We start from the raw sequence: 26,504 nt of genomic DNA on the forward strand, positions 1-26,504 counted from the left end.
TTTAAATTCGTTCTGTTATTTAAAATTATATTGTATACCTAACTGAAACGCATTGGAAAAGAATTCATCAATGGTATAATATGTATAGTTAAGGTTGATTTTGGTAAAGTCCTTAATACGGTAAGATAATTCACCTTGATAACGTTGAAAAGTAGGTTCGTCCTGTTCCGCAAAAAGGGAGAAATCACTACTTAGATTAAAATCAGAATCCTCATCCCCGATCTGTAAAAGAAGTCCGCCACCACCAAAAAGTCGTTCTTTGGTCAACCAATAGGGGAAACCGTTTCTTTGTTCCTCAGAACCTATAGCGTAAGCTCCTTCCAGTACAGGTCCCAATTTAAATGTATCTACGTTCAACAGATGATATTCCAATCGGGTACTACCTATGGTGTAATATTGACTATCCGTATAATAGGTGGCATCGAGCATAAACGAATGTTTTAAGCTGGACGAGTAATTAAATTGTTGTTTGGCTATTACGGACAGGTCATAAATATTGAGTGCATAACCAGGAGCATTTGTAACTGGGTGTGCGTTTATTTGTAAAGTAGTTTTTGCCGCTTTTCCAATAAAATCAATGCCGGAATTTAAGTGATAAAAGACATTGTTAAAATTGTCCATTTCAACCTTTGCGCCAATATAGAACGGGTTTTTTAAGTTGGATTCTGTCCTGTAGAGGTAGCCAACACCCAATAAATCCCTACCCTTGTCATTGACAACTATAGTATCTTTTAAAACAGCGTAAGAAGTACCTTGTTCTATTGAAAAACGATGAAAATCGAATTTCTTGTTATAGAATCCAAAATAGAAATTATTGTTGAACAGGGTAGGATCAAACTTGTCTGTAATGGCAGAAGAGGTTATCCCAATAGAATGACCTTTTTTCTTTCTGGTCTCTATGGCAGATTTTCTAACGATGGCATCGTCCATTAAAATTTTAAACTTACTAATGTATAAGGTCTGTTCTTGGTCTGTATCCTCTTTGACCTCATTATTGAAACCAATCTTAAAATCAGAATCCAGTTTAGAGGGGGGTATGGTCATGGCAACTTCACCGGCAGCTTCTATATCCCCTTTTAATAAAAGTAATTTTGCCATGTAGTTCATGGTGTCATAATCCTTGGGATTGTCCTTAATGTAATCTTTATATATGGTCTGCAACTGGTCCATTTTACCGGTTTCCATATGCCAGTCCATCAAATTGGTAATGGGAATATTAGTGGCACATGAGCTCCATTGCAATGCTTTTTCATATTGTGCATATTCTGAAAAGAGCTGTGCAATATTATTGGACAAGTCTTTTAGGTCTTCCCTACAAAATTCAACAAACTGCATTTCTTCAATGGCCCTATCCCGGTCATTGACCATCATGAACTGAATAAAATATGGGAAATCTGTAGCTCTTTTACCTTCAATGGATTTTGAATTTTGGGACCACTCCGCAATGATGTCCTGATCGAGTTCAATGCCACATTTTTGCCATTGCAATGCTTTGTCAAAATTGAGCAGATCGGCATATGCTTTGGCCATTTTAGTGGCGAAAGCTTGGTCATTTATGGAACAAGGTGCTATTTCATCCAATTTGGACAAAAGTTGTGTATTGCTAGTACGTATTAGAAAGTCATAGTAATTATTGCGGTTTTTTTGACTGGGTTCTTGCTCGTAGACAACTTCCAACACCTGTTCTATGATAACGGTGTTATCGTCCGTATTAAAATTTGTATAGTAGTCTTTTAAAAATTCCACATCTTGGCTTCCCCACTCCATTTGGCGTTCCATCCATAGCTTTTTTAGTTCAGGTGATGGGTAGTCGCTAATAGTGCTGATATCCCTTGAAAAATCGGCATAGGACGCAGATGGGTTCTTCAGGTACATGGTATTTAATTGCTCCCAAAGTTCTTTGGTCTTACCTTGTGTCTTCATTGTTTTGGCATAGGCAATGACCTGTTGCGTATTGATGAAATTGTTGTTTTGGAACAATTCTTCCATAAGTTCCGAAGCCTTTTCGTTTTTCTCTTCTACAATGGCCCGGTCTATTTTTTCCTTTAACGGTACCATGGTACTCTTACTTTCGTTAAAGGCTTTGTATTCCTTGTTCATCTTGGTAATCAAAGAAGACGTTGTTCCAATCAATGTTCTTATTTCTGGCCTTATATCCGGCACACTTATGCTAGGTGAATTGGTCTTTATATTGTAGATGAAACCATTCAATAAAGGAACTGATTGAAATTTTATTTGTTCATCGTATAGTTTTTTGTTTAATCTGTCCTTGTTGACCGCATCGACATACATTAACCAATAGGATTCTTTTTTGGCATCCCCGTTTATGGAGCTCGTTACTTCATACTGGCCTTCAAAATTCAAGTGTCTAACGGTTTGGTACCTCCAATCCATTACTGTCTCGGTGGACTTTTTTGCGGGTAAAAATCGCATGAACGGGTGTCTGCTCTTATAATCCACGATATGGACTTTTAATTCATCTATTGCTTTCTCGGCACTTGTTCTGTCAGTAATGTGCGAGGTATTCAAGGCATGGGACCATATACCCGTATAGAGATAGGTAGATTCCAATGCCCATTTTTCCTTGTCGGGTATTGTATAGCCGCTGCTTAACCGTGGGTAATCAAAAAACCGGGCATTCAACGGGTCTGGATCAAATTCCCTGTTGCCCCCTTTATCCAAATCGCCCAAGAAAGAGGTGTGCATATAATTTATGCTGGGAAACCCTTTTTTAAGGGCAGCCAATCCTAAACTATCAATTTGATTGTTTGGTGCTACATATGAGATCGGACTATTTTTAGAAACGCTTTCCTTCCACTTTTTATCAGAGGCTTTGGTAACGTCTTCCATTAAATCCGTGTCTTTCCATAAATTCTGTAATAAGGGCAAATCATTATAGCCCCTTAAACCAACTTCATGACCGGCTTTTATGAATTCATCATTGATCCAGGCATTGGCAATTTCATCATTTTTGCCATCTAAGAGGGTAGATTTGTCCCAGCTTTTAAAATTGATATTGTCCTTATTGCTTTTGTCTGCGTTGAACGTCACAAAAGCTGCATATTTTAAATCTTCCTCAATGGCCAATTCTTTCATCTTGGGCCACCAGTCCGATTTTAAAAACTCTGATTTTTGTTCTCCATTTTTTAATGCTATGGGCGCACCACTTGAATCATAAACAGATGAAGGAAAATCATCTAGGAACAAGGTTCCTATATTTGCAATAGGGTAGGGAATACCTTCTAAGCCTAATAATGTAGCGGCAAATAAGAGACCCCTCATTTCTTTCTTTAAAATTTCAGATGAATTATAGAATACCACTTTACCGTTACCTATTCTATTTTCAAGAAGTACTGGGTAGTCATGATGGGTATGGGAGGCAACAAGTACATTTACCGTACTGGAAAAATTAGAACCCTCAAAACCAAGGTGCATGGTTTTGTTATCAAAACTTCTGCCTTGCATTCCCGGAAAAAGAGGTTTTTTAAAGAATAGCCCAGAAGCTTCTATATTGGTGCTCCAGTCCGCATCTGGTGTCATACCATAGAAAAAGGACATGCGTTCATCCTTGGTGGCTTTAGTGATGAACAACGTACCCCCTTTTGAAACAAATTTCAACAAACTGTCCACTGCAATATTGCTTAGGCCGGCAGTTTCATGAAGTGTTACCACCCTTGTGGTTGGCTCAATCTTAAGTTTTTCGTTGAATTGATTGATCCATAATGTTTTATGGGCAATTTTGGAATAATCGTAAGCCTTGGCCAAATTTTCCGTTTCGTAAATGGCACTATAGTTGGTAGGTTCGATTAAAAATTGAACAAGCGGCTCTTCCGTACTTTTTTCAGGAATATTATATTTATTGTTAGACTTGTATAGTTCTTGTTGACAACTGGCTAACAAACAGATAATTATAATTAGTATACAATATCTTATTTTACTGACAATCATAGGTATTAATTTCATATTCCAAATTTTGGTTGTAAAAAAAATGATCGATTAACCAGATTTGGAACCAACTAAGTACCTAAAGAACGTTTGCAAAGTGCAATTTATTCGATAAATGTAAAATTTCCTCTATTAAACAATCTAAAAAGAAGGTTTTTAAGGTTGTTTTTAATATGTAAAATATTAGTTGACAGGTATTTATAAGTAACAAAGGCCCGCAATCAGCGGGCCTTTGTTATGATTTTTTTTTATAATATTATTCTCTAGACATGCGTCTTTCTTTTTTGTGGTCTTTTCTTTTATCGTTAAACTTGCGCTTTTTATGATGGTCCATCTTTTCCCATTTTGCGTATTGTTCCGCATCAAGAATGGATTTAATTGCATTTTTACGTTCTATTTGATGGTCTAACCGTTCATTCTGGCGCTTATACCGTTCTTCTGCTGTTAATTTTTTACCATCTTCTTTCTGTGCTTTAAAATCCTCCATTCTTGACTTGCGCATTTTGGCCTCCTCAATAAAAATGGATTTTAATTTGGATTGCTGAGTTTCGTTTAAATCCAATGCCAACGTCATTTTCTTAGTTTGTAACGTAGCTACTTGTTCTGGGCTCAGATCTTTCATGGTTCCTCTTTTATACTTCATGTCATGATCCTGTGCCGTTGCCGATAATCCTGCCATTACTAAAATGGCCAATACTAATTTTTTCATCTTTTTATTTTTTTTGCATTTGTTTCTTTGACAGCATTTTGTAGCATTGGTTTAAAAGTATTACTCATTTTGGCAATTAATTAACGGCGTGCCAAAAATTGTTAAATGCAAAAGCACGACCCTTGGATCGTGCTTTTAAGTAGGTTAGAACTGTAAATGTCTTAATTCGTTTGAACTCTGTCGTGCTCCTCGTAAGGGTTAATGACAATGTCTACTTCTTGCTCAATTGTGTTAGAGGCCAATTCTTCTTTTGCTTCTGTATTTGTAGTTTGATGATACACTACAGAGGCAAAAATAAAACAGCTTAAGTAAACTAGACTTTTTAATTTATTATTCATGATTTGGGGGTTTAAATTCAAGTCTAAACTATAGAACTAAATAACATGAAAAAGCCCATTGTTGTGAAATGGGCTTTTTTTGATGTGTAAAGTATTTAGAATGTGGTCAACCTTAAACGTTCATCGATCTTATTGGTTTTTCATCGATAGGCCACTAAAATCGGCTAAAATCAGCAACAATTATTTTGGGTCCAAAATGTCGTTAATACGCTCAAAAACATCGTTGTAATGATATGTTGTCATTAAATTGGATGTCCTATTTCTTGCATTCCTGATTTCACGTCTTAAAATGTTCAATTCTGCCCGCGCTATGGTGCGAATATCAGATTGGCTAGTGTTGACAACTGTCGATTTTCTGTAGCCACCGTAATCAGACGCCTTAGTTTGGTTTTCTGCGGTCAATAGATATGCTAAACGGTCTATATGAGCTTTTTGAAGGTTTCTTCTATAAGTATCCACAGCTTTCCCGTTTTTGGTTTCGGACCAGATGCCGGTTCTAAGTTCACCCATCATTTGCGCAAGTGAATAGGCATTCTTTTGGTCTAACGTTTCATTTTCTATAAGTCTTGCCATTTTGCCTAGGCTCAGTACATTGTTCAAGGTGCGTACCTGCATGCTACGCATTTGCTCTAAAAATCCGGAGTATTCCGTACGTTTAAGAATTTCCTCGTCCAGCATCCACGTGGGGGTAGAAAATAACTCTTCGTTCAGGAATGCCATGGCCCTTTGTTGATGATCTTTGGGAACCGCCGTATAAACCGCACCCTCTTGATCATAGGTCTTATGGTTTTCGTATACCCCGCCAATATTGTTGGATACATGTCCCATATATCTATTGAATTGGGCAAAGACCTGTCCGTATAGTTTATCTAGGTCTTCATAGTTCTTGCCGTCTTCTGCCGTCCATTCTATTAATTTGGGTACAATACGTTTTAAGTTGGCAATACCATATGCACTTGCTTTCATGGCATCGTCACCTAAATCTTCGGTCTGTGAGCTTGGATCTACGATATCGCCTACCTGCTGATGGCCAAAACGGTATAACGGATCACCGGCATGTGCCAATATCCATTTATCCAAAATGGGTTTTTCCTCTTCAGCAGATGTATTCAAAATAGGCTTGTAACCCCATTGTATGGCATATTTGTCATATATGCCAATATTTGGCATTAATGCAACCCCTTCATCTCCTGGTTGGGCTATATAGTTAAATCGTGCATAATCCATAATGGAAGGTGCCGTACCGTATTTTTGGGTAAAGGTTTTGGATCGTAACGAGTCTACAGGATAAGCAACACTGCTACCCATATTATGTGGCAGCCCCAATGTATGGCCAACTTCGTGTGACGAAACAAACCGTATGAGCCTACCCATAATTTCATCATCAAAAGATACACCCCTGGCAGCTGGGTTTATGGCCGCAGTTTGTACAAAATACCAGTTTCTCAACAAAGTCATGACATTATGGTACCAGTTGATGTCCGATTCAAGAATTTCACCGCTACGTGGATCGCTAACATGCGGTCCGTTTGCATTGGGTATGGGTGATGCAAGGTACCGAACAACGGAATACCTTACATCTTCTGGAGACCATTCCGGGTCTTCCTCTACCGTTGGGGGTTCCTTGGCAACAATGGCATTTTTAAAACCGGCGGCTTCAAAGGCTACTTGCCAATCTTCAATTCCTTGTTTTATATAAGGAACCCATTTTTTAGGGGTTGCCCTATCAACATAATAAACAATCTGTTTTTTTGGTTCAACGAGTTCGCCATTGTTATATTTTTCAATGTCCTCATCCCTGACCTCCAAACGCCAACGGTCTAGAAATTTAATGGTTTTACTTTCTTGGGCATCTAGGCCATAATCTACTTGACCACGTGCAAACCAACCTACACGCTCATCAAAGTATCTGCGTTTCATAGGTTCCTCAGGTAACAGTACCATAGAGTTATTGATTTCTACCGAAATTGAACCTAAGGTAGAATTACTTGGTGGGTTACTGGCCAAATACGTTTTTACATGGCGCACTTCTACATTTAAAGGATAGCTCTTTATAGACTCAATGTAGCCCCTGCCTTCATCTAAACGCGAAACCTTGTATCTCTTTCGGTACCGTTCTGGCATTCCAAAAGCTTTGGTATCCTTGGTAAAAATATCATTTACCTCAATGACCGTACTGGGCGAGAGCGAATCTTTTTTTACGGCCTTTATATCAAAGGAAAAAAGCACAGGCTCAAAATTAGAATTGACAACCGCTTCATGTACAGGTAGGGAATCTGCCGCCACTACGTCATGTGAAACCACACGAAGCAATACTTTTTTATCTTTCTTTTCCCAACGAAGTACCTGAGTATTGATTTTTCCACCACCAAACCCTATTCCCGATGCGGTTTTGGAAATACGGCTTACCATCAACATTTCTTTATTGAAAAGCGAATCCGGTATTTCAAAAAAGTGATTTTCATCTACCATATGGGTGTTAAATAGTCCCGTATCGCTAATAGCGTCCTTGGTAATAACCTTGCTATAGGGCTGGATCTTGTCTTTAGAGGGTTTACCGGTTTCCTGCTCGGTATCTTTTTTCTTTTTCTTAAAAATTTGTGCTTCGGTATTCTGATAACCAAAAACACATACTAGAACGAGTAACTTTAGAAGTAGTTTTCTTTTCATTTTCTTGAGTTAGTTAGGTAATTTTCAAAGATTGAAATAATATCTGTAACAAATAGTTAATAATTTCTTAAGCCTATTTGTAACAATGTCCGGAAAAAGGCGTCTATTAAGTAGGAATAATCATTTTTTCATTCTGAATTAGTCAATTATAAAGCCTTTGCAAACCGCAAGGGCTTTATTTTATATTATGGATTAGTGAATATAATGGGAAGGATAAAATGGAACATTCCAATAAGCAATAGAACGGCAATGAGGTTTAATACAACACCGGCACGTGCCATTTCATGAACCTTAATATAACCACTGGCAAAAACGATTGCATTGGGCGGTGTGGCCATAGGAAGCATAAATGCACAACTACTGGCTATGGTAATAGGTATAAGTAGATGTACGATCGGTAATCCCAAACCTAAGGCAATACCTGCGACGACCGGTGCCAAAACGGCTACAAGGGCAACGTTGCTCATTAATTCTGTCATAAAGAGCATTAAGATAATTAATAGAGTAGCGGTAAATAGAATGCTAAGGTTACTCTGTCCTATAAGCTCTGCAACCAAATCCACAATACCAGATACGGACATGCCATTGGCAAGGGAGAGTCCGCCACCAAATAAAATAAGGATACCCCAAGCAAGTTTTTGGGTATCCTGCCATTGAAGGATAAAATCTCCTTTCTTTAAATTATAGGGCAAAGTAAATAAGGCTATAGCGGCAAACATACTGATAAGGGTATCCGTAAGTCCCAGAGAAGGAAATAGCGTATTTATGAGTGTTCTAAAGACCCATAGAAATACGGTAACCGCAAAAATGATAAGTACCATTTTTTCTTTCCTTGAAGTAGGTCCCAATTTGTTAAGCTCTTGATGAATAATGGTGTTGGATGCCTTGAACCTTAAATTTTGTGTGGGAAAGAACAATTTGGTTAAAACCAAATAACATATGGAAATCATGATGAGGGAAAAAGGTAGCCCTATGATCATCCACTTTAAAAAAGATATTTCAATTTGATATTCATTTTCCAATAGGCCAATGAGTACGGAATTTGGGGGCGTACCTATGACCGTTGCAATACCACCGGCATTGGCCGCAAAGGCAATACCCAACATTACGCTCAAAGCAAAATTTCTGTCCCTTTTTGTAAATCCGTCCCCATCCTCTATTAACAGATTGATCACGGACATGGCTATAGGTAACATAACAACGGTACTGGCCGTATTACTAATCCACATGCTCAATACCGCCGTAGCGATCATAAAGCCCAATACGACCTTATTGGCGGTAGTACCTGTAAGTCTAATAATATTCAGGGCAATACGTTTATGTAAGTTGACTTTCTCCAAGGCCAGAGCCATAACAAAGCCGCCAAAAAAAAGAAAGACAATAGGGCTGCCGTAATTTGCTCCTACATCTGCAATGGGCATTATTTTTAAAATAGGAAAAAGCAACAAGGGCAACAATGCGGTTACTGATATGGAAACCGCTTCGGTTACCCACCATATTACCATCCACAATGCAACCGCTATAACAGCATCAGCATTTTCAGATATAATAACACTGGGCAGGGCAATTAAAATACAAAATACAATAGGACCTGTAATCAACCCTATTTTACTACTTAGGTTCATGCTGGTTGGTTTTGCCAGCTTCTAAGCTACTATTTTTTATTTTTCCTTGAAAAGGCTATTTTAATATTTCAACAAAAAGAACATCGCCCTCCTTATAGATTTTAGCCAACTGTTGTTTTGTAATACCTTTAATGCCCTTGTCCCATGCTTTGTTACTTAGATCGGCCTTGTTTTTAAGGGCATCCAATTCTATTTTCTTTTCTGACTTTAAAATGTCAAAAATAACTTTCTCGTTATCCGATAATTGTAGAGGTTTTTTCTCCGGTCTCATTTGCGGGAAGAACAATACTTCCTGTATAGAGGCATTATTGGTCATGAGCATAACCAAACGGTCAATGCCAATACCAATACCAGAGGTAGGGGGCATACCGTATTCTAGGGCCCTAAGAAAATCTTGGTCAATGAACATTGCCTCATCATCACCTTTTTCCGAAAGCTTCAATTGTTCTTCAAATCGCTCTCTTTGGTCTATAGGGTCATTAAGCTCTGAATAAGCGTTCGCCAACTCTTTACCATTTACCATAAGCTCAAAACGTTCTGTTAACGCAGGGTTGTCCCTATGTTCCTTTGTTAGCGGACTCATTTCCTTGGGGTAATCGGTAATAAAGGTTGGCTGTATATAATGATGCTCACATTTTTCGCCAAAAATTTCATCGATCAGTTTGCCTACACCCATAGTATCATCGACCTCTAAACCTAATTTTTTAGCCGTTTCACGTAGTTCATCTTCTGGCATTCCTGCAACATCAATACCTGTGTGTATTTTTATAGCCTCTAAAATAGGTACTCTTGCGTAAGGAGCCTTGAATTCAATTTCGTGTTTGCCTACGGTTACCTTAGTGGTTCCATTGGCATCCATTGCAATTTTCTCCAATAATTTTTCAGTGGTATCCATCATCCAATTATAGTCTTTGTAGGCTACATACAGTTCCATTACCGTAAATTCTGGGTTATGGGTACGATCCATACCTTCATTTCTAAAATCCTTGGAGAATTCATAAACACCATCGAACCCACCAACGATCAATCTCTTTAGGTAAAGTTCGTTGGCAATACGTAAATACAAGGGAATGTTCAGGGCATTATGGTGCGTTAAGAAGGGGCGAGCCGTAGCACCACCTGGTATTGGTTGCAAAATAGGCGTTTCTACCTCTAAATAACCTTTATCGTTATAGAACTCACGAATACTATTGGTAATCTTGGTTCTCTTAATGAACGTTTCCTTTACTTTTGGATTGACTACCAAATCTACATATCGTTGGCGGTAACGTAATTCTGGGTCGTTGAACTCATCGTAAACCTTGCCTTCCGCATCTTTTTTAGGCAATGGCAATGGTCTAAGCGATTTGCTCAACATGGTAAACTTCTTTACCATTATCGTTTTTTCACCCACCTGAGTGGTAAATAAATCGCCTTCGATACCAATGATATCTCCAATATCCAACAATTTTTTATAAACATCGTTGTATAAGGATTTGTCCTCTCCAGTACAGATTTCATCTCTATTGAAATAAACTTGAATTCTACCAGAACTATCCTGTAGCTCGGCAAAAGAGGCTTTTCCTTGAATTCTACGAGACATTAATCTACCGGCAACGATAACCTGTTTACCTTCCTCATAATTGGATTTTATGCTTGCTGATGTGGCATTAACAGGGTATAGCGCAGCTGGATATGGATTGATGCCCAGCGCTCTTAGTTTTTCCAATTTTTCTCTTCTGATAAGCTCTTGCTCCGATAATTGCATGCCGTCGTTTATTTAGCTGGCAAATATAATCGATATGTATTAATCTTTCAATCTTGTGGACACTAAAGGATAGAGTCTATCCACAAATTTTTTATAGGCAAGGGAAGAAGGGTGTAGCCCGTCATCGGCAACCAGTTCGGGCTCGTTCAAACCATTTCTGGTAATATCCGTAATGTTAAGGAAGGTTATGCCCATTGATGTACAGGTTACTTTTGCAAAATGATTATAATCGTCCAGTGCTTTAGAAATTTGTTCATTACCATTTTGTTGACCATAAGGGGTATAAAAATAGTCCGGTATCGATAGTACGATCACTTTGTTGGAATCATTGCCCGCCAGTTGAACGGCTTTTTTCAAAAGTTCTGGAAATTCTGATTCATATTGGGCAAATGGCCGGGATTGAAATTGATTGTTTACCCCAATGAGCAGGGTGACCAAATCATAATTGCCAGATTCCCTGCCCATTATAGATGCAATCAATTGGTCCGTTCTCCACCCGGTTTGGGCAATGACCGTGGTCTCTACGTTTAGGTTTTTTGTTTCCTCTATTCTAGTATCCAATTGTGCAGGAAAGCTTTGTTCAAAGTCTACACTTTCACCGACCGTATAACTGTCTCCAAGAGCTAAATATGTTGCCTTTTGCGTATTGCCATTTTGCTCTTGTATAGGTTCTGATCTAATGTCATCGGTTTGGCTACAAGATGGTGCTGTAGTAATGAGCAATAGAAGCAATGTAATTTTAAACGACGTATAAATTTGTTCCATATAGATATAACGTAAAAAAGTAGCTAAGGTTCTTTAAAATATAAGGAATTTACTATAGTCGTAAAAGGATTATAAATCAATCAAAATGTAAGGTAGTAGCATAATTAGGAATATATGCCTCGCCGGAAACAATTTTAAATATATCACCTTCTAAAGTAGAAATAGGGCTTTCTATGATTCTATTGACTTCCCTGCCATTTTTGTAAAATATAAATGTTGGAACCCTACGAATATGAAGCGCCCATTCCTCACCTTGCGGACTTTTTTTGTAGTTATCCTTTCGTTTGTCCACCGCAACTATTTTTAAATTCTCCATAGGATAATTGGCTTCTTTAAGGATTTTTACAAACCTAGGTAGCTCACGTTTGCTATCCCCGCACCATGTTCCCATAAAAACTAAGATTTTAAATGCACTTAAATTTTGTCTAAACAACGTTATTTGGGCGTTATCAGTTTCATATTTTTCATAATTAGGTGTGTACCAAGATGCATAATTTTGGGACATTAGGTGATTTTCGGTAATTTTTCCTAGCAAAAAAGGTTCTTGGTTTACAAGGGTAATTTCCTGGTAAGATTGTTGTGCAATTACATTGTAGATAATGCCTAATGCCAATGTGATAATCAAAAAGGGTAATCTCATAATATTCAGATTTAAAATTAAGCCTGAAAATTCTGGAAATTGCGGATATATAACGATTTGAAGTGGGTGGAAATAGGTACTAGACCCGTGGTGGAAATAATTGTATTAGTGATATTGTTGTTTTATTTCAGTGCGGTTGGTTACTTCTAATTTTTTGTAAATATTATTGATGTGGGTCTTAACGGTGCTTACTGATATAAACATTGTAGAGGCTATTTCTTTGTTGGTCTTGTTTTGTAAAATCTGCTTTACTATATTTTGCTCTTGTTCCGTTAATTTGGCATAGGCAAGTTGGCGTATCTTTTTTGCGTTTATTTTAGGCATTGCCAGTAAATAAATATTAAAGACCACTGAAATGAACAGTAGTAACGGTAATAACAATTTCCACAAAGGTGAGCTTGCGGTATTATTGTTTGCTATTTGTTCGTCTATCTCTATTTCCTTTTTATATTGTGCGGTAAACACGGTATTGGGATATTTAGTGGACAATCTTTCACCCAATTCCTTATAATAATTATTGGCGATTATATCCTTTATATAATAGGTGTAAGTTTCGTTCCTTTTATCCGATAAAAAGTTGTAGATATAAAGTTCTGCCAAAGGTTCGTTTAACTGTTCTCCAAAATCCTGTAATGTTCCAAACCATTTTTGTAGGTTCAATTTCTTACTTGCATCACTTCTAAAATCATTAAATTCAAAAGCCATTTGTTCTTTTAGTACATCTATTTCCAAAAAAATTTGAGAAGTATTGTTTGTAGATATTATTTCACATAACATTTCATCTGAAAAGGACCTTGGAAAGTTTATGGTATCTGTATTTTTTGCTATGAATAGAATACTCTTACTGTTTTTGCAATTACCAAAAAAATGATCTGGCAATGTTGAGGTTTCGCTACAATCGTCTAAATGAATCCTATATATTCTATTTTCCTCCAGTAAATTGTTTCCGTAAAAATTAAAATATCCTAAAGAATCTGTACCTGTTTTTTTGACAACTTGCTCCAAGGAGATCCTATCTAATTTTCTATAGTCTTCAATGATGGATAAATAGATGGATTTTTCGTTTTGGGGATTCGCTATTTGGCCGCTAAATTTGTACTGGGCCAAACTTACGCTACAGCAACATAACGAGATTGCGAAAAAGATGTGTTTAAACATTGATTCTGATATGAGCATCTAAAATAAAAGATTTTGTAACAAAGCGGTTTTATTAACGACCAATAAGGTACATCAATCAATCAAAATATAAATCAAATGAGTTTAATTAGAGTATTGCTTGCCATTTTTTTTCCGCCTTTGGCAGTTTTGGGCAAAGGTTGTGGGTCTTTTTTAATTGTTCTACTTTTGACCTTTTGTGGCTGGGTGCCTGGGGTAATTGCCGCATTGGTAATTTTGAACAATCCTAACTAGATATAAAACATGAAATTTTCAAAAATGCTAACCGCTGTATTAATTGCAGTGGTGTTCGTTGCGTGCAATTTTACCGAGGAAATCTACTTTAACAATGACGGGTCTGGGAAGATGAGTATGCGTTTTGATGGTGGTGAAATGCTACAAATGCTTCCAAGTACAGATTCTACCGCATTGGAAAAAGCGATAGACTCTACCATTGTGTTTAAGGATGTTCTAAGGGATAAAAAAGATAGCATTGCCACATTGACGTCGGAAAAGCAGGCCAAACTAAAAAAATTGGAGCCTTTTAAATTGCATATGCAGGTAGATGCGGAAAGAGGTATAATGAATTTTGACCTGTTTAGGGATTTTAAAAAAGTTGCCGAGATGAACGATGCATTTAATACTTTTCAGAATGCCAGTTCTGTGGGTCCAATTGCAGGGGGTAAATCCATGCCGGGCAATGTTTCGGAGGAAAGTACTAGGGTAGACTATACTTTTAAGAATAATAGGTTTAAACGAGAAACAATTGTATTGGATCAAGCTTTATTTGAAAATAGTATAGATAGTTTGGCCAGTGCAGAGATGTTTTTGTCAAGTTCTACCTACACATTCAAATACCATTTTCCAAAACGTGTTAAGTGGACCAACATTAATGAAGCTACCTTTTCAATGGATGGCAAAACTTTGGTGCATGAAGTTAGTTTCTTGGATATGATGAAGAATCCTGAATCTATGGTTATTGAAGTGGAATTGGAAAAATAGGATATAGCTTTTATATTTTTGTGAAATGAATAAACGGTTGCACATACAGGATTTAGGTCGTAAGGATTATAAGGAAACTTGGAACTATCAAGAACAATTGTTCAAGGAAATCCTTGATCTTAAAATACGCAACAGAAGAGAGTCGCTTGACTTAAAAACACCCAATCATTTTTTGTTTGTTGAGCATCCTCATGTTTATACTTTGGGCAAAAGTGGCGATATGGCCAACCTACTGGTAGATGAAAAAATATTGGAGGAAAAAGGGGCTGCTTTTTATAAAATTAATAGGGGAGGTGATATTACCTATCATGGTCCGGGACAAATCGTTGGTTACCCTATTCTAGATTTGGACAATTTTTTCACGGATATTCATAAGTATCTGCGTTATTTGGAGGAAATGGTCATTTTAACATTGGCCGACTATGACATCAAAGCTGAGCGTTCTCCTGGCGAAACAGGGGTTTGGTTAGATGTAGGCACTCCTTTTGCACGGAAAATTTGTGCCATGGGAGTTAGGGCAAGTAGATGGGTGACCATGCATGGCTTTGCTCTAAACGTAAATGCGGATTTAGGTTATTTTGACATGATGATTCCGTGTGGAATAAAAGGTAAGGCGGTAACTTCCTTGAATGTTGAATTAGGTAAAAAGGAAGTGGACCTGGAAGAGGTAAAGCAAAAGTTGCTAAAACATTTTCAGGTACTATTTGAAATTGAGTCATAAAAAAACCGAAGCGAAAGCTCCGGTTCAAGATATTGGATAGTTTGGTGTTTACTTATTATAGGAGGTAAGCATTGTACTGCTCATTAAATCTCCATTTTTCTTATAAGTTTCTTGTTTTACCATACCTACGCCTTCTGACAACCAAACCCTTGAAGGGTATACTTGATTGGCCATCATCATTTTAGAACGGTTTTCACTGTAGAGTACAAAACATTCGTAAGTACCGGCAGGGGTAGTTACACTTTCTTTTTTCTCTACTTTTCTATTGGTCATATCTACGGCCATATTCATATTTATACCGCTCATACTTATTTTCATGGTTACATTGGCGTCATTTAGATTTTGCCCTACATTAAGATCATTGGGTATTTCAATATCGTTACCGGATATTTCAATATCCATATCGCCGTATTGCTGCATCATTTCAGTTGGTAGAAGAGATTCATAATCTAAGGTAACCAGGTTTCCTGTACAGGAAAGGTTATAATCTGTATCGTAAATATCCTTTCCCTTATTATCTTTTAAGTTTATTGCCATTGTGGCATTGGTGGTACCTCCTGTATTGGAAACATTGACTACCTTAAAAGAACTTACATTTTCAACTTTGCCTTTTTTGTTATAGTTCGTGTATTCCATGGCGACCCCTTCGGTCATTGGATAGAATTTACTGCAATTATCCTGAGCGATCATGGTGGTTATACTTAATAGTAAAACCAAAAATAATATTGCCTTTGTTTTCATATAGTACGGTTTACTTTAATGTCCTAAACATTTAAAAATATGAAAATAAGCCAGTGTAATTATGCAATTTGTATGAACGGTATATAAATCTTTGTCAAACCTAACATAACATGTATCATCGTATTTTATATACTTTAATACTATTTTCTTGGTCTTTGAAAACAAACTCTACTTTCTTGTTGTTATTAATATCGGCCATGTCAATAGGTGAGCTTCCAAATATGGGGAAATCGGGAATAGGTTTGGCTTGACTATCGAAAACATATATTTTTTGGTTCTGTATATCGGTAACCGATACATAGATTTTATCGTTCAAATAAAATATTTCCGGTTTAGAATATACTCCTAGTTCAAGTTCAACTTTTTTATCACGTATGCGCAATATATTGTCGTTCATAATTGCCAATGTTTTGGAAGTGGCATCCATTCCGTGATCTTTAGTAAGTTGTAATTTACTAGATGTTACTTTTCCTTGTGTATCTATTTGAACCAATGAACCGTCTAAGGTGGTAAAAGTGAATTTATTTTGATAAAGTTGAACGGGGTTATTGGAAAACGAGAACTTTTCCTTTACTGGTATTCTTGTCTTGCCCACTCTATTTACAATTCTCAAAAGTCCGTTTGCAAGTTTGAAAACAAGATAATCCTTTCTCCCAATACGGAAATGTTGGGGGGTGTCTTCTATATTGCCTTCGGCTGAGGTATAGGTAAATCCTTTGACAATTGCGCCCTTACTATTGTACATGAATACCTTATTTTCTTGGGTAACCACAAAACGGTAGTCCTTACGGCCTTCATAATCAAATACCGCTAAAGGATTTACATTGCCGCCACTATAGTTCATGGTAAAGGGTTGTACTTCATTACCATTTCTATCCAATATTAGAAATTCGTTATTTGTGGTAAAAGCAAGTTGTAATTTTCCGTTCTTAAAAAGGTCTACTTGATGAATTTTGCCCTGTATGCTGCTGTTAAGTTGTTTTTTCCATAAAATCTTTCCATTTGTTGAAATTAGATACAAGATATTTTCCTGGTCTTGGACAATAATTTCTTTTTTACCGTTATTGTGGTTGGTCACAAATTGAGGTAATGTGGCTAGGTCGGTTTGTAGCTGAGTCTCAAATACAGGGCTTACAGTATGTTGTTCATCTTCTTCGGTAATTTTCTTGATCAAGAAGTTTAAATGAAAAAAACCATTATCCGCAATTACTTGATTTGCAAAGACATAATCCTTTAGATTGCTCTTTAGAAATTCATTACTTAGTGATTCTGAAACTGATTTCTTTAAATAAGTTCCTGCACCTTCTAAATTTGAAATTGTTATTTTACTTGAGGAGGAGGTAAGTTTGGCTTCGGCATTTTTAAATAAAATGGTTTTATCAAACGTATCTCCTGTGCTGATTTTTGAAATGACAGATTCAATTCCGGTCTGGTTTTTTGTGAATACAATGGTATTGTCAACAATACTGGCATAGTTAAACGAAAGATCTCCGATTAGTGGATGAAGAGCCGTAAATAGACCTAGTTGTGGTTTTAACTCCAAGATTTCATGTCCGCTAAATTCATGGGTAGCGGTTTTTTCATTTTGTATGTAATCTACCAATGAGGCAGTACCAAAAGTTCTTAAAAAGAGAATGTCCTCTTTGTTATATGATGCAATTCCTATTTCTTCTACCGTATATAATAAAGAGTCCTGTTCGTTAATAGGAAACCCTTCTGTTTTTTTGTTTTGTACAAATGCAGCGTATTCTTCAAATCCGTAGGAAGTTACAGAGGTTGCATTGTTTGGGCTAAGTTTCCAAAGGGTATTGGTAATGGGTTTGGAGTGGTTGAGTAGGTTAAGTGAATAATTTGGGGTCATGGAAGGTAGGGCAACACCGTTCATTTGCAATTCCTGTTCGTTCAAGGTTATATCCAATGATAGCCAACTGGCAAAATCAAGATCGGTTTGGTCTTGTGGTAAAATTTGTTGCAATAAAGATCTGCCGTGTTCTAGGTCTATCCAGATATTTGCCAGTTTTTCCTTATTGGCAGTATTTAAAAATTCATTTATGGATAGATTGTTATTTGATGTGGCATCACGGTTTAAGATAGAACTTAATACCGTTTTTGATGAACTTAAAATGGAATAGCTGCCATAAGGTGCGCTATAAAAGTGAATATCGTTGAACTGATAAGAAGTAATGGTGTTAGAATTATCGGTGATTTCCTCAATACGTTTATTGGTAATTTCGTCTACCTCGATCAGGGCAATACTATCCAGGGTAATGTATGTGAAATCAAAAGTGGTACTATCGTTGGCTGTAAAAGTTAATAAACCGTTAGTTTGATTAGTTAGGAAATTGAACGTTTCCAGTTTACTGACAATACTTTTAATGGGCTGTAAGTGTTCCAATTTATTATATGGCTCATTTGATGCAATAGCGGACTTGAGCGATTCATATTCATTTATTTGTATGGCAAGAACGGTATGGTCGGGAATTGCTTCTAAAATATCATTCTCCGTGTTTTTGTGGGGAGTACATGCAAAACAAAAAAGTATAGCAAAAACATATATAAGTAATAATCGCATGAAAATTGATTTGTGTAAAGTTATGGTATTTGTATTATTTGGAGAGGTCGTCCGCTAAAAGCTTAAAACTCATTCTATGGTATTTGGTTGGGCCATATTTTTGAATTGCGGCCCTATGTTCTTTGGTAGGGTAACCTTTGTTTTTTTTCCAATTGTACATAGGATATTCTTCATGGAGCTGTAACATGTAAGCATCCCTTGCTGTTTTTGCCAGCACTGAGGCGGCTGCAATGGTGGTGTATTTGGAGTCGCCTTTAACAATACAGGAATGTGCTATTTTTTTGTAGGGCTTAAATCTATTCCCGTCTACTATAATATGTGATGGTTGCGGAGTAAGCTGGTCAATAGCTTTATGCATGGCTAACAATGATGCGTTTAAGATATTGATTTCATCAATTGTTTCAGGGTGTATATGTACAATACCAAAAGAGACGCATTCCATTTTTAATATGGGTTCCAGCGTAATTCTTTTATGGTGCGATAATAACTTGGAATCGGTTAAAACTGAATTTTCAAAATGTTCTGGTAAAATGATCGCAGCGGCGGTTACCGGACCTGCTAAACAACCTCTTCCGGCTTCATCTGTACCTGTTTCGTTAATGTTTTTATGATATTTAAGAAGCATTATGTTTTTTTTAACTTAAAATTTGGAATTTTAAATTCAACTAAAAAGTTAAATAATTGAATATATTTTATTAAAATTTCAAAAATTAAGAATAATTAAATAATAGCGATATATTTTTTAACATTTGGATTTTTTGAGTTAAGATAGATTTTGCATGAGAGTGCAATTTTTATGAATTTTACCGCAAGCTAATTCAAAAACAAATTTTATGAAACAGAAGTTGACGTGGATGTTGACGCCGCTATTGGTGTTCTTCATGACATTTTCCTATGCACAGGAAAAAACAGTGACCGGTGTTGTAACCGATCAAAGCGGATTGCCTCTACCGGGTGTATCCGTTGTAGTGGTTGGAACAACAAACGGTACTCAAACAGATTTTGATGGTAATTATGCCATTAATGCAACTCAAGGTGGGCAATTAAGGTTTTCTTACCTAGGGCAAAAAACAGTTACCTTAAATGTTGGGGCGTCCAATACATTGGATGTACAATTGGAAGAAGATGCGCAGGCATTGGAAGAAGTTGTGGTAACGGGATATACCTCTCAGAGAAGATCGGATATTACCGGTTCTATTGTTGAGGTAAATGCCGATAAATTATCGGAAATCATTACTCCTAGTGTTGAGCAGGCATTGCAAGGTAATGTATCTGGTCTTGCAGTTTCTGCAACTTCCGGTACTCCTGGTTCTACTGCTAACATTAGAATTCGTGGTATTAGTTCTATTACTGCGGGTAACGAACCATTATATGTAATCGATGGTGCTCCGGTAAGTAATGATAATGTTGGGTCAAGTGGTGCATTTTCATCATTGTCCGCATTGGCAGGTTTGGACAATAACAACATTAAATCCATTACCGTATTAAAAGATGCATCTGCAACGGCACAATATGGTGCTAGGGGTGCAAACGGTGTTATCTTGATAACTACCAAAAAGGGTAGGGCTGGAGAAACTGTGTTTGATGTAAATTCAAGTTACGGTTTTCAAAGAGATGCAATTACTGGACCAGTTCCATTAACTGCTGCAAATCGTTTGGAGTTAACTGCCGAAGCTTATTTCAATGATGGAATTACAGCTACCAAGGAAGAGGCTATAAGCCAATTATTGGCAGGTAGTTTTGCTGATTGGGATGCAGCTGGCAGACCAGAAGCACGTTGGGACCTTGCAGTTAGAAACAGTGCTGCGTCGGTACAACAACATAGTATATCTGCTTCCGGTGGTGGCGAGGGTCATACGTTCTACGGATCGGTTGGTTATATGAATCAAGAAGGTACCGTTGTTGGGCCTTCATTTGAAAGAATTTCCGGTGCATTGAACTTTTCAAAGGATTTGACTGAAAACATTACGTTCAGCTCTAATAACTCGGCAACCCATTCTTTACAGAATGCTTTCTTGGAAACTAGTGCATATTTTGAAAGTCCTAGATCGGCAAAATTCTTTTTGTCTCCGTTAGTATTGCCATATAATGCAGATGGTTCTTACAATGAGTTTGGTGGTTCTTTACCAAACCCACTATATAATAATGAGAACAACATCTATGAGAACAGGTTAACGAGAATTATTTCCAATAACAACTTAAATTGGAATTTAGGTGGTGGCCTTTCATTTGGTTCTTCGTTCAACGTAGATTACCAAGGATATAACTACAGAAATTATTCAAACAGAAATTATGGTTACGGTGTGCCAACATCTGGTGATGCTGAGCAATATGACAGAACCAATGTATTCTATGTTTTCCAGAACTATTTTGATTATAACTATGATATCAATGATAACCATAGGTTTGATTTCAAGGTGTTACAGGAATACCAGTCCAATAGAAGATATTTCTTAGGTGGTTCAGGTCAGAATTTTGCTGATGACGGTCTGTTTTATTTGGATAACGTAGGTACACCTAATTCAGTTAGTTCTAGCTTTTCTGACTTTTACGTAGGTGCTTATATGGGACTTATGAAATATTCAGCCTTTGATGGTAAGTACGTTTTAGATTTATCTTACAGAAGAGAAGGTAACTCAAGATTTGGTAAAGATAACAGATGGGGTAACTTCTGGTCTGTTGGTGGTGCTTGGAACATCCATAGAGAAGACTTTTTGGCAGATTCTAATGTAATAGATAACTTAAAGTTAAGAGGTTCTTATGGTGTAACAGGAAACGCAAACATAGATTTGAACTTATACCAATCATTATTTGGATATAGTGAGGATTATGGTGGAGAAGGTGCGCAATATGTAGATACATTTGGTAATGACCAATTATCTTGGGAGCTTTCCAAGACCATTGATGTAGGTGTAGATTTTGGATTGTTCAAAAACACCGTTAGTGGTAGTGTTGCTTATTTCCATAGAACTTCAGAAGATTTATTGCTGAATGTTCCACTTTCACAAACTACTGGTTTTGCAAGTCAATATGCTAATATTGGTGAGTTGACCAATAAAGGTGTTGAAGTAGATCTTAACTTTAACGTTGTAAATACTGAGGATGTGAATTTCTCCATCGGCGGTAATTTCTCTACGGTTAAGAACGAGGTTACTAAATTACCTGTAGATCCAAATGGAGTTGAAAGAACCATTACTACGACAAGGACAAGAATTGAAACTGGTCATCCGGTAAGGGAGTGGTACATGCCAACTTGGGCAGGTGTTAATCCAGAAACAGGTATAGAAGAGTGGTACGTTAATGGTGTTGATGGTGAAACAACTGCTAACTTCAATGAAGCAGAAGCTGTATTTCAAGGGTCAAATGCCGTACCTACTTTTACTGCTGGTCTTAATTTAAATTTCAAATACAAGAACTTCTTTATTAATGCTAACGGATATTACTCTGGTGGTAACAAAATATATGAAGGATGGCACTTGTACCTAAACCAATCTAATGCTTATCCTATATTGGCTTTCAACGGCTATACGTCTTTGTTGGATAGATGGCAAGAGCCTGGTGATATTGCCAGAAACGGTAAATTTACTACTGGTGCTCCAGGATGGCAGAGACATTCTAAGTACTTATATGACGGTGATTTCATGAGACTTAGAGCGTTAACTGTTGGTTTTGACCTTCCACAAAAAGCGGTGGATAGAATTGGTATCAATAAACTTAGGTTCTTTGTAAGAGGAAATAACCTATTGACTTGGGTTAAGGATGATAACTTATTGCATGATCCTGAGGTTGATGTGGATAGTCAAGGGGGTGATGTTACACCTGGTGAAACTGGATTGGAAACTCCTCCTGCTAGAACAATTTCTGTTGGAGTTAATTTGAACTTCTAAAAAAAATTAAATATGAAAAATAATAAAATAATTATGCTATTATTGGCCTCAATGGCGATAATAGTCGGTTCATGTACTACAGATGATCTTGATCCTACGTTGGCTCAAAGTAAGAACGTAGAAGGTAGTATCACAAAAGTGGATAACTTGTACAGTATTCTTAAGGGTGCTCATAATGTTATGACCTCTGAGGAGTATTATGGTAGGGACTTAATTGCCAATAATGAGGTAAGATCGGATAACGCTTTTTCCAATGGTAATTCAGGAAGGTTCACTACTCAATCTCAATTTCAATATAATGCAAATACAGGATTCATTTGGGATGATGTATATGAAATGATGTCCAATGCAAATATTATTATTAATACAGACTTATCTTCATTGGAAGGAGACTTGGCATATGGTGAGCATATTCAAGGTCAAGCAATGATTTTAAGGGCTCTTGGTAATTTTGATTTGTTAAGGGTTTATGGTCAGCAGCATGCAGGTGGTACTTTAGGTGTGCCAATTGTAAATACCTTTAAAGGAGATGATTTGTTCCCATCAAGGAGTACTGTTGAAGAGGTAAAACAAGCTATTTACACAGACTTACAAACTGCTTTTGATATGATGGATTCTTCTTATGATACTTCTAAGATTCTCGTTTCTAAGTATGTTGCCAAAGCTTTAGAGTCTAGGGTTGCGGTTTATTTTGAAGATTGGGGTAGAGCGGTTACGGCTTCAGAGGCGGTAATTAATTCTGACCTGTATTCAGTTATCGGTGCAGATGCTTATGTGTCTAGCTGGGCCGGTGATGGTGGTTCTAACGTAATATTTGAACTTGCCTTTAGTGGGTCAGACAATTTAGGGCCTAATGCTTTATCTTACATCTACAGATATCCAAGTGATGCTCCTGCAGGTTATGGGGATCTTCAAGTTATGTCAGATGTATTGGATATTTATGATGATGGTGATGTTCGTTTGGGAATCTTTGGATTTCAAAATGAAGGAACTGAACTAAGAAACATTGGCAAATATCCAGATACTGCCATAGGTGCGGATAATATTCCTTTGTTCAGATATGAGGAGGTTATTTTGAACTATGCAGAGGCATTGTTCGAAACCAGTGGAGATGCTTTGACTCAGTTAAATTTAATTGCTGAGAATAGAGGTGCGGTACCTTATACTTCCGTAACCAAAGAAGATATTCTTAACGAGCGTAGAAGAGAGCTTATTTTTGAAGGTTTCCGTTTTGATGATTTAATGAGAACGGGTCAATCTGTAAATACAACGGGTGTATTGGAGAATACTGTTGAGACATTGACGTATCCAAACAATTTATTTGCTTGGCCAATTCCAATATCGGAAATCAATGCAAATTCAAATATGCAACAGAACGACGGTTACTAAACCCTTATTTTGTAAATAATTGTAAACCCTGCTAAAAAGCAGGGTTTTTTTGTTATAATAAAATTCACATTTACTTAGCAACAAAAAAATTAACTTTGCACGGGTAACATCGCTTCATGAAATATATATTAATAGTTTTTTTAATTTTTACATCCTGTATTGTATTTGGTCAAAAGGGGGACTTAAGAAAAGGGACCAGTATAGATTCGCTGGCACCATTAAATAAGAAAAAGGTAAGTGGTCCAATGGGTAAGCAAAAATCGGATACCATAGGTATCACGATCAAGGACTACAAGATAATTACTTTTGCTAGGGATACCACATATTTGGATACTACACTCACCATCAATAAGGAATACAAGTATAATTATTTAAGAAAAGACGATTTTGAACTTATGTCCTTTTCCAATATAGGAGAGGCGTATAATTCATTGGGCTTGGATTTAGAAAGAGCTAATATTTATCCTTACCTCGGGGCAATTGGTAAGGATCAGAAATATTTGGAAAAGGAACAGATAGTATATTATAACGTTCCAACCCCAATGACCGAGTTGTTTTTTAAAACAACCTTGGAACAAGGTCAGTTTTTGGACGCGAACCTAGCATTTAACACATCGCCCAGACTTAATTTTTCCATTGGTTATACCGGTCATCGTTCTTTAGGAAAATACAATGACAACCAAATACAGTCGGGCAATTTTACCATGACAACTAATTATTTGTCTAGGAACAATAGATATGCATTGAGGGCGCATATAGCTGCGCAAAATATTATATCACAAGAAAATGGTGGGCTGTTGGAAAAGGAGCTGCAATTTGAATCTGGCGATGAAGATTTTACAAATAGGCCTAGGGTAGATGTTCGTTTTGATGATGTCGACAATAAGATATTAGGTAAAAGATATTATTTGGATCACACCTATAAACTTATTAGGAAACAATTGGATTCTACCCGCTCAGAGAAAACTTCATTGTCCATTGGCCATGTGTTTAATTATGAAACCAAGTACTATCAATTTATGCAAACGGTCAATGATACCATATTTGGTGATGCCATACTTTCAGGTATAAACGATAAGGCCGTTTTGAAAACATTTTACAATGAGGCAAATGCACAATTTTATAATAGAACTTTGGGAAAATTGACAGGTGGTCTGCAAATGTATAATTATGATTATTATTTTGATAGTCAATTTACCACAGAGGAAGGAGTGGTTATACCTAATAGATTAAATGGTACTGAACTGGCCTTAGGGGGTAAATATGAAAAACGTATTGGTGGTTTTGATTTAAATGCGGACCTTAGGTATAATTTATCGGGTAATTTGACCGGAAACCTTTTGAATGTTACCGCATCATATAAGATCAATCCTAAAAACAACCTTAAATTCACTCTGCATACCTCTTCAAGAATGCCCAATTTTAATTACCTGCTTTATCAAAGCGAGTATTTAAATTATAATTGGGATAATTCAAATACCTTTAATAAGGAAAGGGTAAGTAGTCTTAGAGGAGAATTGAATTCTGTAACATGGGGTAATCTTATGGTAAAATTCAGCAATTTGGATAATTACACATATTTTGCACCGGTTTCTGATGTTGAAATTGATGCCGGTATGGAGCAAGCTTTTATAAAACCGGTTCAAGAAAGCAATGGTATAACCTATTTAAAGGTTAAATATGAAAAGGAATTTAGGGTTGGTATGTTTGCATTGAACAATACGGTGATGTATCAAAATGTAACGCAAGAGGAGCAAGTAATGAATCTTCCTCAATTAGTTACTAGGAATACATTGTATTTTTCTTCGGATGTATTTAAAAAAGCAATGTATTTACAAACAGGCATAACCTTTAAATATTTTACTGCATATAATATGAATGCGTACAATCCTGTTTTAGGAGAGTTTTATACTCAAAATAATGAAGAGTTGGGGGGCTATCCATTATTGGATTTTTTCATCAATGCACGCATTCAGCAAACTCGTATTTATTTAAAGGCAGAACATTTTAATTCTTCATTTACGGGGTATAATTATTATGCCGCACCCAATTATCCGTATCGGGATTTTGTTATCCGTTTTGGTCTAGTCTGGAATTTCTTTTCCTAGGGGCCTGGTCTTGTTTCTCAACCTGCTGTAAACATGTTGGTTAGCGCGCCGTTGCAATGGCCGTATGTTTTAATAGGCTGTTTATCAGAACGTTGCGTATTATTTATCCTTTAGGGGTATGTTCCGTTCCCATAAAGTTCAGTAAATCAGTGGGGTAGGTGGCGGTCCAAAAAAATCGTCATTTTTTTTAAAAAAAGCCTTGTAGGTTTGGAAATAGGGTGTACATTTGCAGCCCGCTAACGATGAAGATCACGGTCTTTGTCCGCCGCCGGGGCAAGTTCATACAAATGTTGTTTTACCGGGCCTGTAAAGAAAATTTTATTTTTTTTACAAAGTAGTTGTCAGGTTAAAAAACAGTTGTATATTTGCACCCGCTTAGGGAATTACCTAGGGGAAACGAGGCGAGGGAATCGGGAGATTCGGTGCCTGGTTTATGGAAGTTCATTGAAATATTGTGGAGATAAGAATCGAGTTCAGGTGAGGACCTGGA

18 protein-coding genes are annotated in these 26,504 nt (G+C 36.9%); 6 read left to right on the top strand and 12 right to left on the bottom strand.

What is annotated here, in order from left to right; all coding sequences use genetic code 11:
* Nucleotides 1-15: 15 nt before the first annotated feature.
* From CHB68_RS16550 to CHB68_RS16585, 9 genes are all read right to left on the bottom strand, one after another.
* On the bottom strand, nucleotides 16-3,900 hold the full coding sequence (locus tag CHB68_RS16550; protein ID WP_218822514.1) for a DUF2194 domain-containing protein: 3,885 nt from the start codon (nucleotides 3,898-3,900) through the stop codon (nucleotides 16-18).
* Between the two features lie 301 nt (nucleotides 3,901-4,201).
* Complete coding sequence (locus CHB68_RS16555) at nucleotides 4,202-4,654, bottom strand: hypothetical protein (RefSeq protein WP_089262706.1); 453 nt, start codon at nucleotides 4,652-4,654, stop codon at nucleotides 4,202-4,204.
* A 161-nt stretch (nucleotides 4,655-4,815) separates the two neighbouring features.
* On the bottom strand, nucleotides 4,816-4,992 hold the full coding sequence (locus CHB68_RS18630; RefSeq protein ID WP_179213221.1) for a hypothetical protein: 177 nt from the start codon (nucleotides 4,990-4,992) through the stop codon (nucleotides 4,816-4,818).
* Between the two features lie 180 nt (nucleotides 4,993-5,172).
* Entirely contained in the window at nucleotides 5,173-7,662 is a 2,490-nt protein-coding gene (locus CHB68_RS16560; RefSeq protein ID WP_089262708.1) for a zinc-dependent metalloprotease, read from the bottom strand.
* 185 nt (nucleotides 7,663-7,847) lie between these two features.
* A complete protein-coding gene (locus CHB68_RS16565) occupies nucleotides 7,848-9,287 on the bottom strand; it encodes an SLC13 family permease (RefSeq protein WP_089262710.1) in 1,440 nt (479 codons plus the stop codon).
* Nucleotides 9,288-9,342: 55 nt separating this feature from the next.
* Entirely contained in the window at nucleotides 9,343-11,034 is a 1,692-nt protein-coding gene (gene lysS / locus CHB68_RS16570; protein WP_089262712.1) for a lysine--tRNA ligase, read from the bottom strand.
* A gap of 39 nt (nucleotides 11,035-11,073) precedes the next feature.
* Nucleotides 11,074-11,799 (bottom strand): SGNH/GDSL hydrolase family protein, encoded by a 726-nt coding sequence (locus CHB68_RS16575; RefSeq protein WP_089262714.1) that lies wholly within the window; start codon nucleotides 11,797-11,799, stop codon nucleotides 11,074-11,076.
* 76 nt (nucleotides 11,800-11,875) lie between these two features.
* Nucleotides 11,876-12,439: a thioredoxin family protein gene (locus tag CHB68_RS16580; RefSeq protein WP_089262716.1), complete on the bottom strand. Its 564-nt coding sequence runs from the start codon at nucleotides 12,437-12,439 to the stop codon at nucleotides 11,876-11,878.
* A 105-nt stretch (nucleotides 12,440-12,544) separates the two neighbouring features.
* Complete coding sequence (locus CHB68_RS16585; protein ID WP_179213222.1) at nucleotides 12,545-13,597, bottom strand: response regulator transcription factor; 1,053 nt, start codon at nucleotides 13,595-13,597, stop codon at nucleotides 12,545-12,547.
* A 96-nt stretch (nucleotides 13,598-13,693) separates the two neighbouring features.
* Here CHB68_RS16585 and CHB68_RS16590 point away from each other — a divergent pair, with 96 nt between their 5' ends.
* From CHB68_RS16590 to lipB, 3 genes are read left to right on the top strand one after another with little or no spacing between them, the layout of a single operon-like run.
* Nucleotides 13,694-13,849 carry a YqaE/Pmp3 family membrane protein gene (locus CHB68_RS16590; RefSeq protein ID WP_074669928.1) on the top strand — a complete coding sequence of 52 codons (156 nt, stop codon included), beginning with the start codon at nucleotides 13,694-13,696 and terminating at the stop codon, nucleotides 13,847-13,849.
* 9 nt (nucleotides 13,850-13,858) lie between these two features.
* On the top strand, nucleotides 13,859-14,596 hold the full coding sequence (locus CHB68_RS16595; RefSeq protein ID WP_089262720.1) for a hypothetical protein: 738 nt from the start codon (nucleotides 13,859-13,861) through the stop codon (nucleotides 14,594-14,596).
* A gap of 25 nt (nucleotides 14,597-14,621) precedes the next feature.
* Nucleotides 14,622-15,317 (top strand): lipoyl(octanoyl) transferase LipB, encoded by a 696-nt coding sequence (gene lipB, locus CHB68_RS16600; RefSeq protein ID WP_089262722.1) that lies wholly within the window; start codon nucleotides 14,622-14,624, stop codon nucleotides 15,315-15,317.
* A gap of 48 nt (nucleotides 15,318-15,365) precedes the next feature.
* On the opposite strand, the gene CHB68_RS16605 is transcribed toward lipB, so the two are convergent.
* The 3 genes from CHB68_RS16605 to CHB68_RS16615 form a co-directional block, all read right to left on the bottom strand.
* Entirely contained in the window at nucleotides 15,366-16,058 is a 693-nt protein-coding gene (locus CHB68_RS16605) for a TapB family protein (protein ID WP_089262724.1), read from the bottom strand.
* Between the two features lie 115 nt (nucleotides 16,059-16,173).
* A complete protein-coding gene (locus tag CHB68_RS16610; RefSeq protein ID WP_089262726.1) occupies nucleotides 16,174-18,630 on the bottom strand; it encodes a hypothetical protein in 2,457 nt (818 codons plus the stop codon).
* Between the two features lie 34 nt (nucleotides 18,631-18,664).
* Nucleotides 18,665-19,255 carry a ribonuclease HII gene (locus CHB68_RS16615; RefSeq protein ID WP_089262728.1) on the bottom strand — a complete coding sequence of 197 codons (591 nt, stop codon included), beginning with the start codon at nucleotides 19,253-19,255 and terminating at the stop codon, nucleotides 18,665-18,667.
* 208 nt (nucleotides 19,256-19,463) lie between these two features.
* Between CHB68_RS16615 and CHB68_RS16620 the strand changes: the two genes are divergently transcribed.
* The 3 genes from CHB68_RS16620 (at nucleotide 19,464) to CHB68_RS16630 (ending at nucleotide 26,014) form a co-directional block, all read left to right on the top strand.
* The gene (locus CHB68_RS16620; RefSeq protein WP_245838974.1) at nucleotides 19,464-22,517 is read left to right on the top strand and encodes a SusC/RagA family TonB-linked outer membrane protein; all 3,054 of its coding nucleotides are present in this window, start codon (nucleotides 19,464-19,466) and stop codon (nucleotides 22,515-22,517) included.
* A 12-nt stretch (nucleotides 22,518-22,529) separates the two neighbouring features.
* Nucleotides 22,530-23,906 (top strand): RagB/SusD family nutrient uptake outer membrane protein, encoded by a 1,377-nt coding sequence (locus CHB68_RS16625; RefSeq protein WP_245838975.1) that lies wholly within the window; start codon nucleotides 22,530-22,532, stop codon nucleotides 23,904-23,906.
* Between the two features lie 116 nt (nucleotides 23,907-24,022).
* Nucleotides 24,023-26,014, top strand: coding sequence for a putative porin (locus CHB68_RS16630; protein WP_089262730.1), 1,992 nt, complete (start codon nucleotides 24,023-24,025; stop codon nucleotides 26,012-26,014).
* Nucleotides 26,015-26,504: the final 490 nt, after the last annotated feature.

This window comes from Maribacter sedimenticola (assembly GCF_900188415.1).
Taxonomy (GTDB): domain Bacteria; phylum Bacteroidota; class Bacteroidia; order Flavobacteriales; family Flavobacteriaceae; genus Maribacter; species Maribacter sedimenticola.

Coding starts and splice junctions, on each gene's coding strand:
- CHB68_RS16590 (WP_074669928.1), top strand. CDS start 13,694: ATGAGTTTAATTAGAGTATTGCTTGCCATTTTTTTTCCGCCTTTGGCA.
- CHB68_RS16555 (WP_089262706.1), bottom strand. CDS start 4,654: ATGAAAAAATTAGTATTGGCCATTTTAGTAATGGCAGGATTATCGGCA.
- CHB68_RS16580 (WP_089262716.1), bottom strand. CDS start 12,439: ATGAGATTACCCTTTTTGATTATCACATTGGCATTAGGCATTATCTAC.
- CHB68_RS16605 (WP_089262724.1), bottom strand. CDS start 16,058: ATGAAAACAAAGGCAATATTATTTTTGGTTTTACTATTAAGTATAACC.
- lysS (WP_089262712.1), bottom strand. CDS start 11,034: ATGCAATTATCGGAGCAAGAGCTTATCAGAAGAGAAAAATTGGAAAAA.
- CHB68_RS16560 (WP_089262708.1), bottom strand. CDS start 7,662: ATGAAAAGAAAACTACTTCTAAAGTTACTCGTTCTAGTATGTGTTTTT.
- CHB68_RS16565 (WP_089262710.1), bottom strand. CDS start 9,287: ATGAACCTAAGTAGTAAAATAGGGTTGATTACAGGTCCTATTGTATTT.
- CHB68_RS16610 (WP_089262726.1), bottom strand. CDS start 18,630: ATGCGATTATTACTTATATATGTTTTTGCTATACTTTTTTGTTTTGCA.
- CHB68_RS16595 (WP_089262720.1), top strand. CDS start 13,859: ATGAAATTTTCAAAAATGCTAACCGCTGTATTAATTGCAGTGGTGTTC.
- CHB68_RS16575 (WP_089262714.1), bottom strand. CDS start 11,799: ATGGAACAAATTTATACGTCGTTTAAAATTACATTGCTTCTATTGCTC.
- CHB68_RS18630 (WP_179213221.1), bottom strand. CDS start 4,992: ATGAATAATAAATTAAAAAGTCTAGTTTACTTAAGCTGTTTTATTTTT.
- CHB68_RS16585 (WP_179213222.1), bottom strand. CDS start 13,597: ATGTTTAAACACATCTTTTTCGCAATCTCGTTATGTTGCTGTAGCGTA.
- CHB68_RS16615 (WP_089262728.1), bottom strand. CDS start 19,255: ATGCTTCTTAAATATCATAAAAACATTAACGAAACAGGTACAGATGAA.
- CHB68_RS16630 (WP_089262730.1), top strand. CDS start 24,023: ATGAAATATATATTAATAGTTTTTTTAATTTTTACATCCTGTATTGTA.
- CHB68_RS16625 (WP_245838975.1), top strand. CDS start 22,530: ATGAAAAATAATAAAATAATTATGCTATTATTGGCCTCAATGGCGATA.
- CHB68_RS16620 (WP_245838974.1), top strand. CDS start 19,464: ATGAAACAGAAGTTGACGTGGATGTTGACGCCGCTATTGGTGTTCTTC.
- lipB (WP_089262722.1), top strand. CDS start 14,622: ATGAATAAACGGTTGCACATACAGGATTTAGGTCGTAAGGATTATAAG.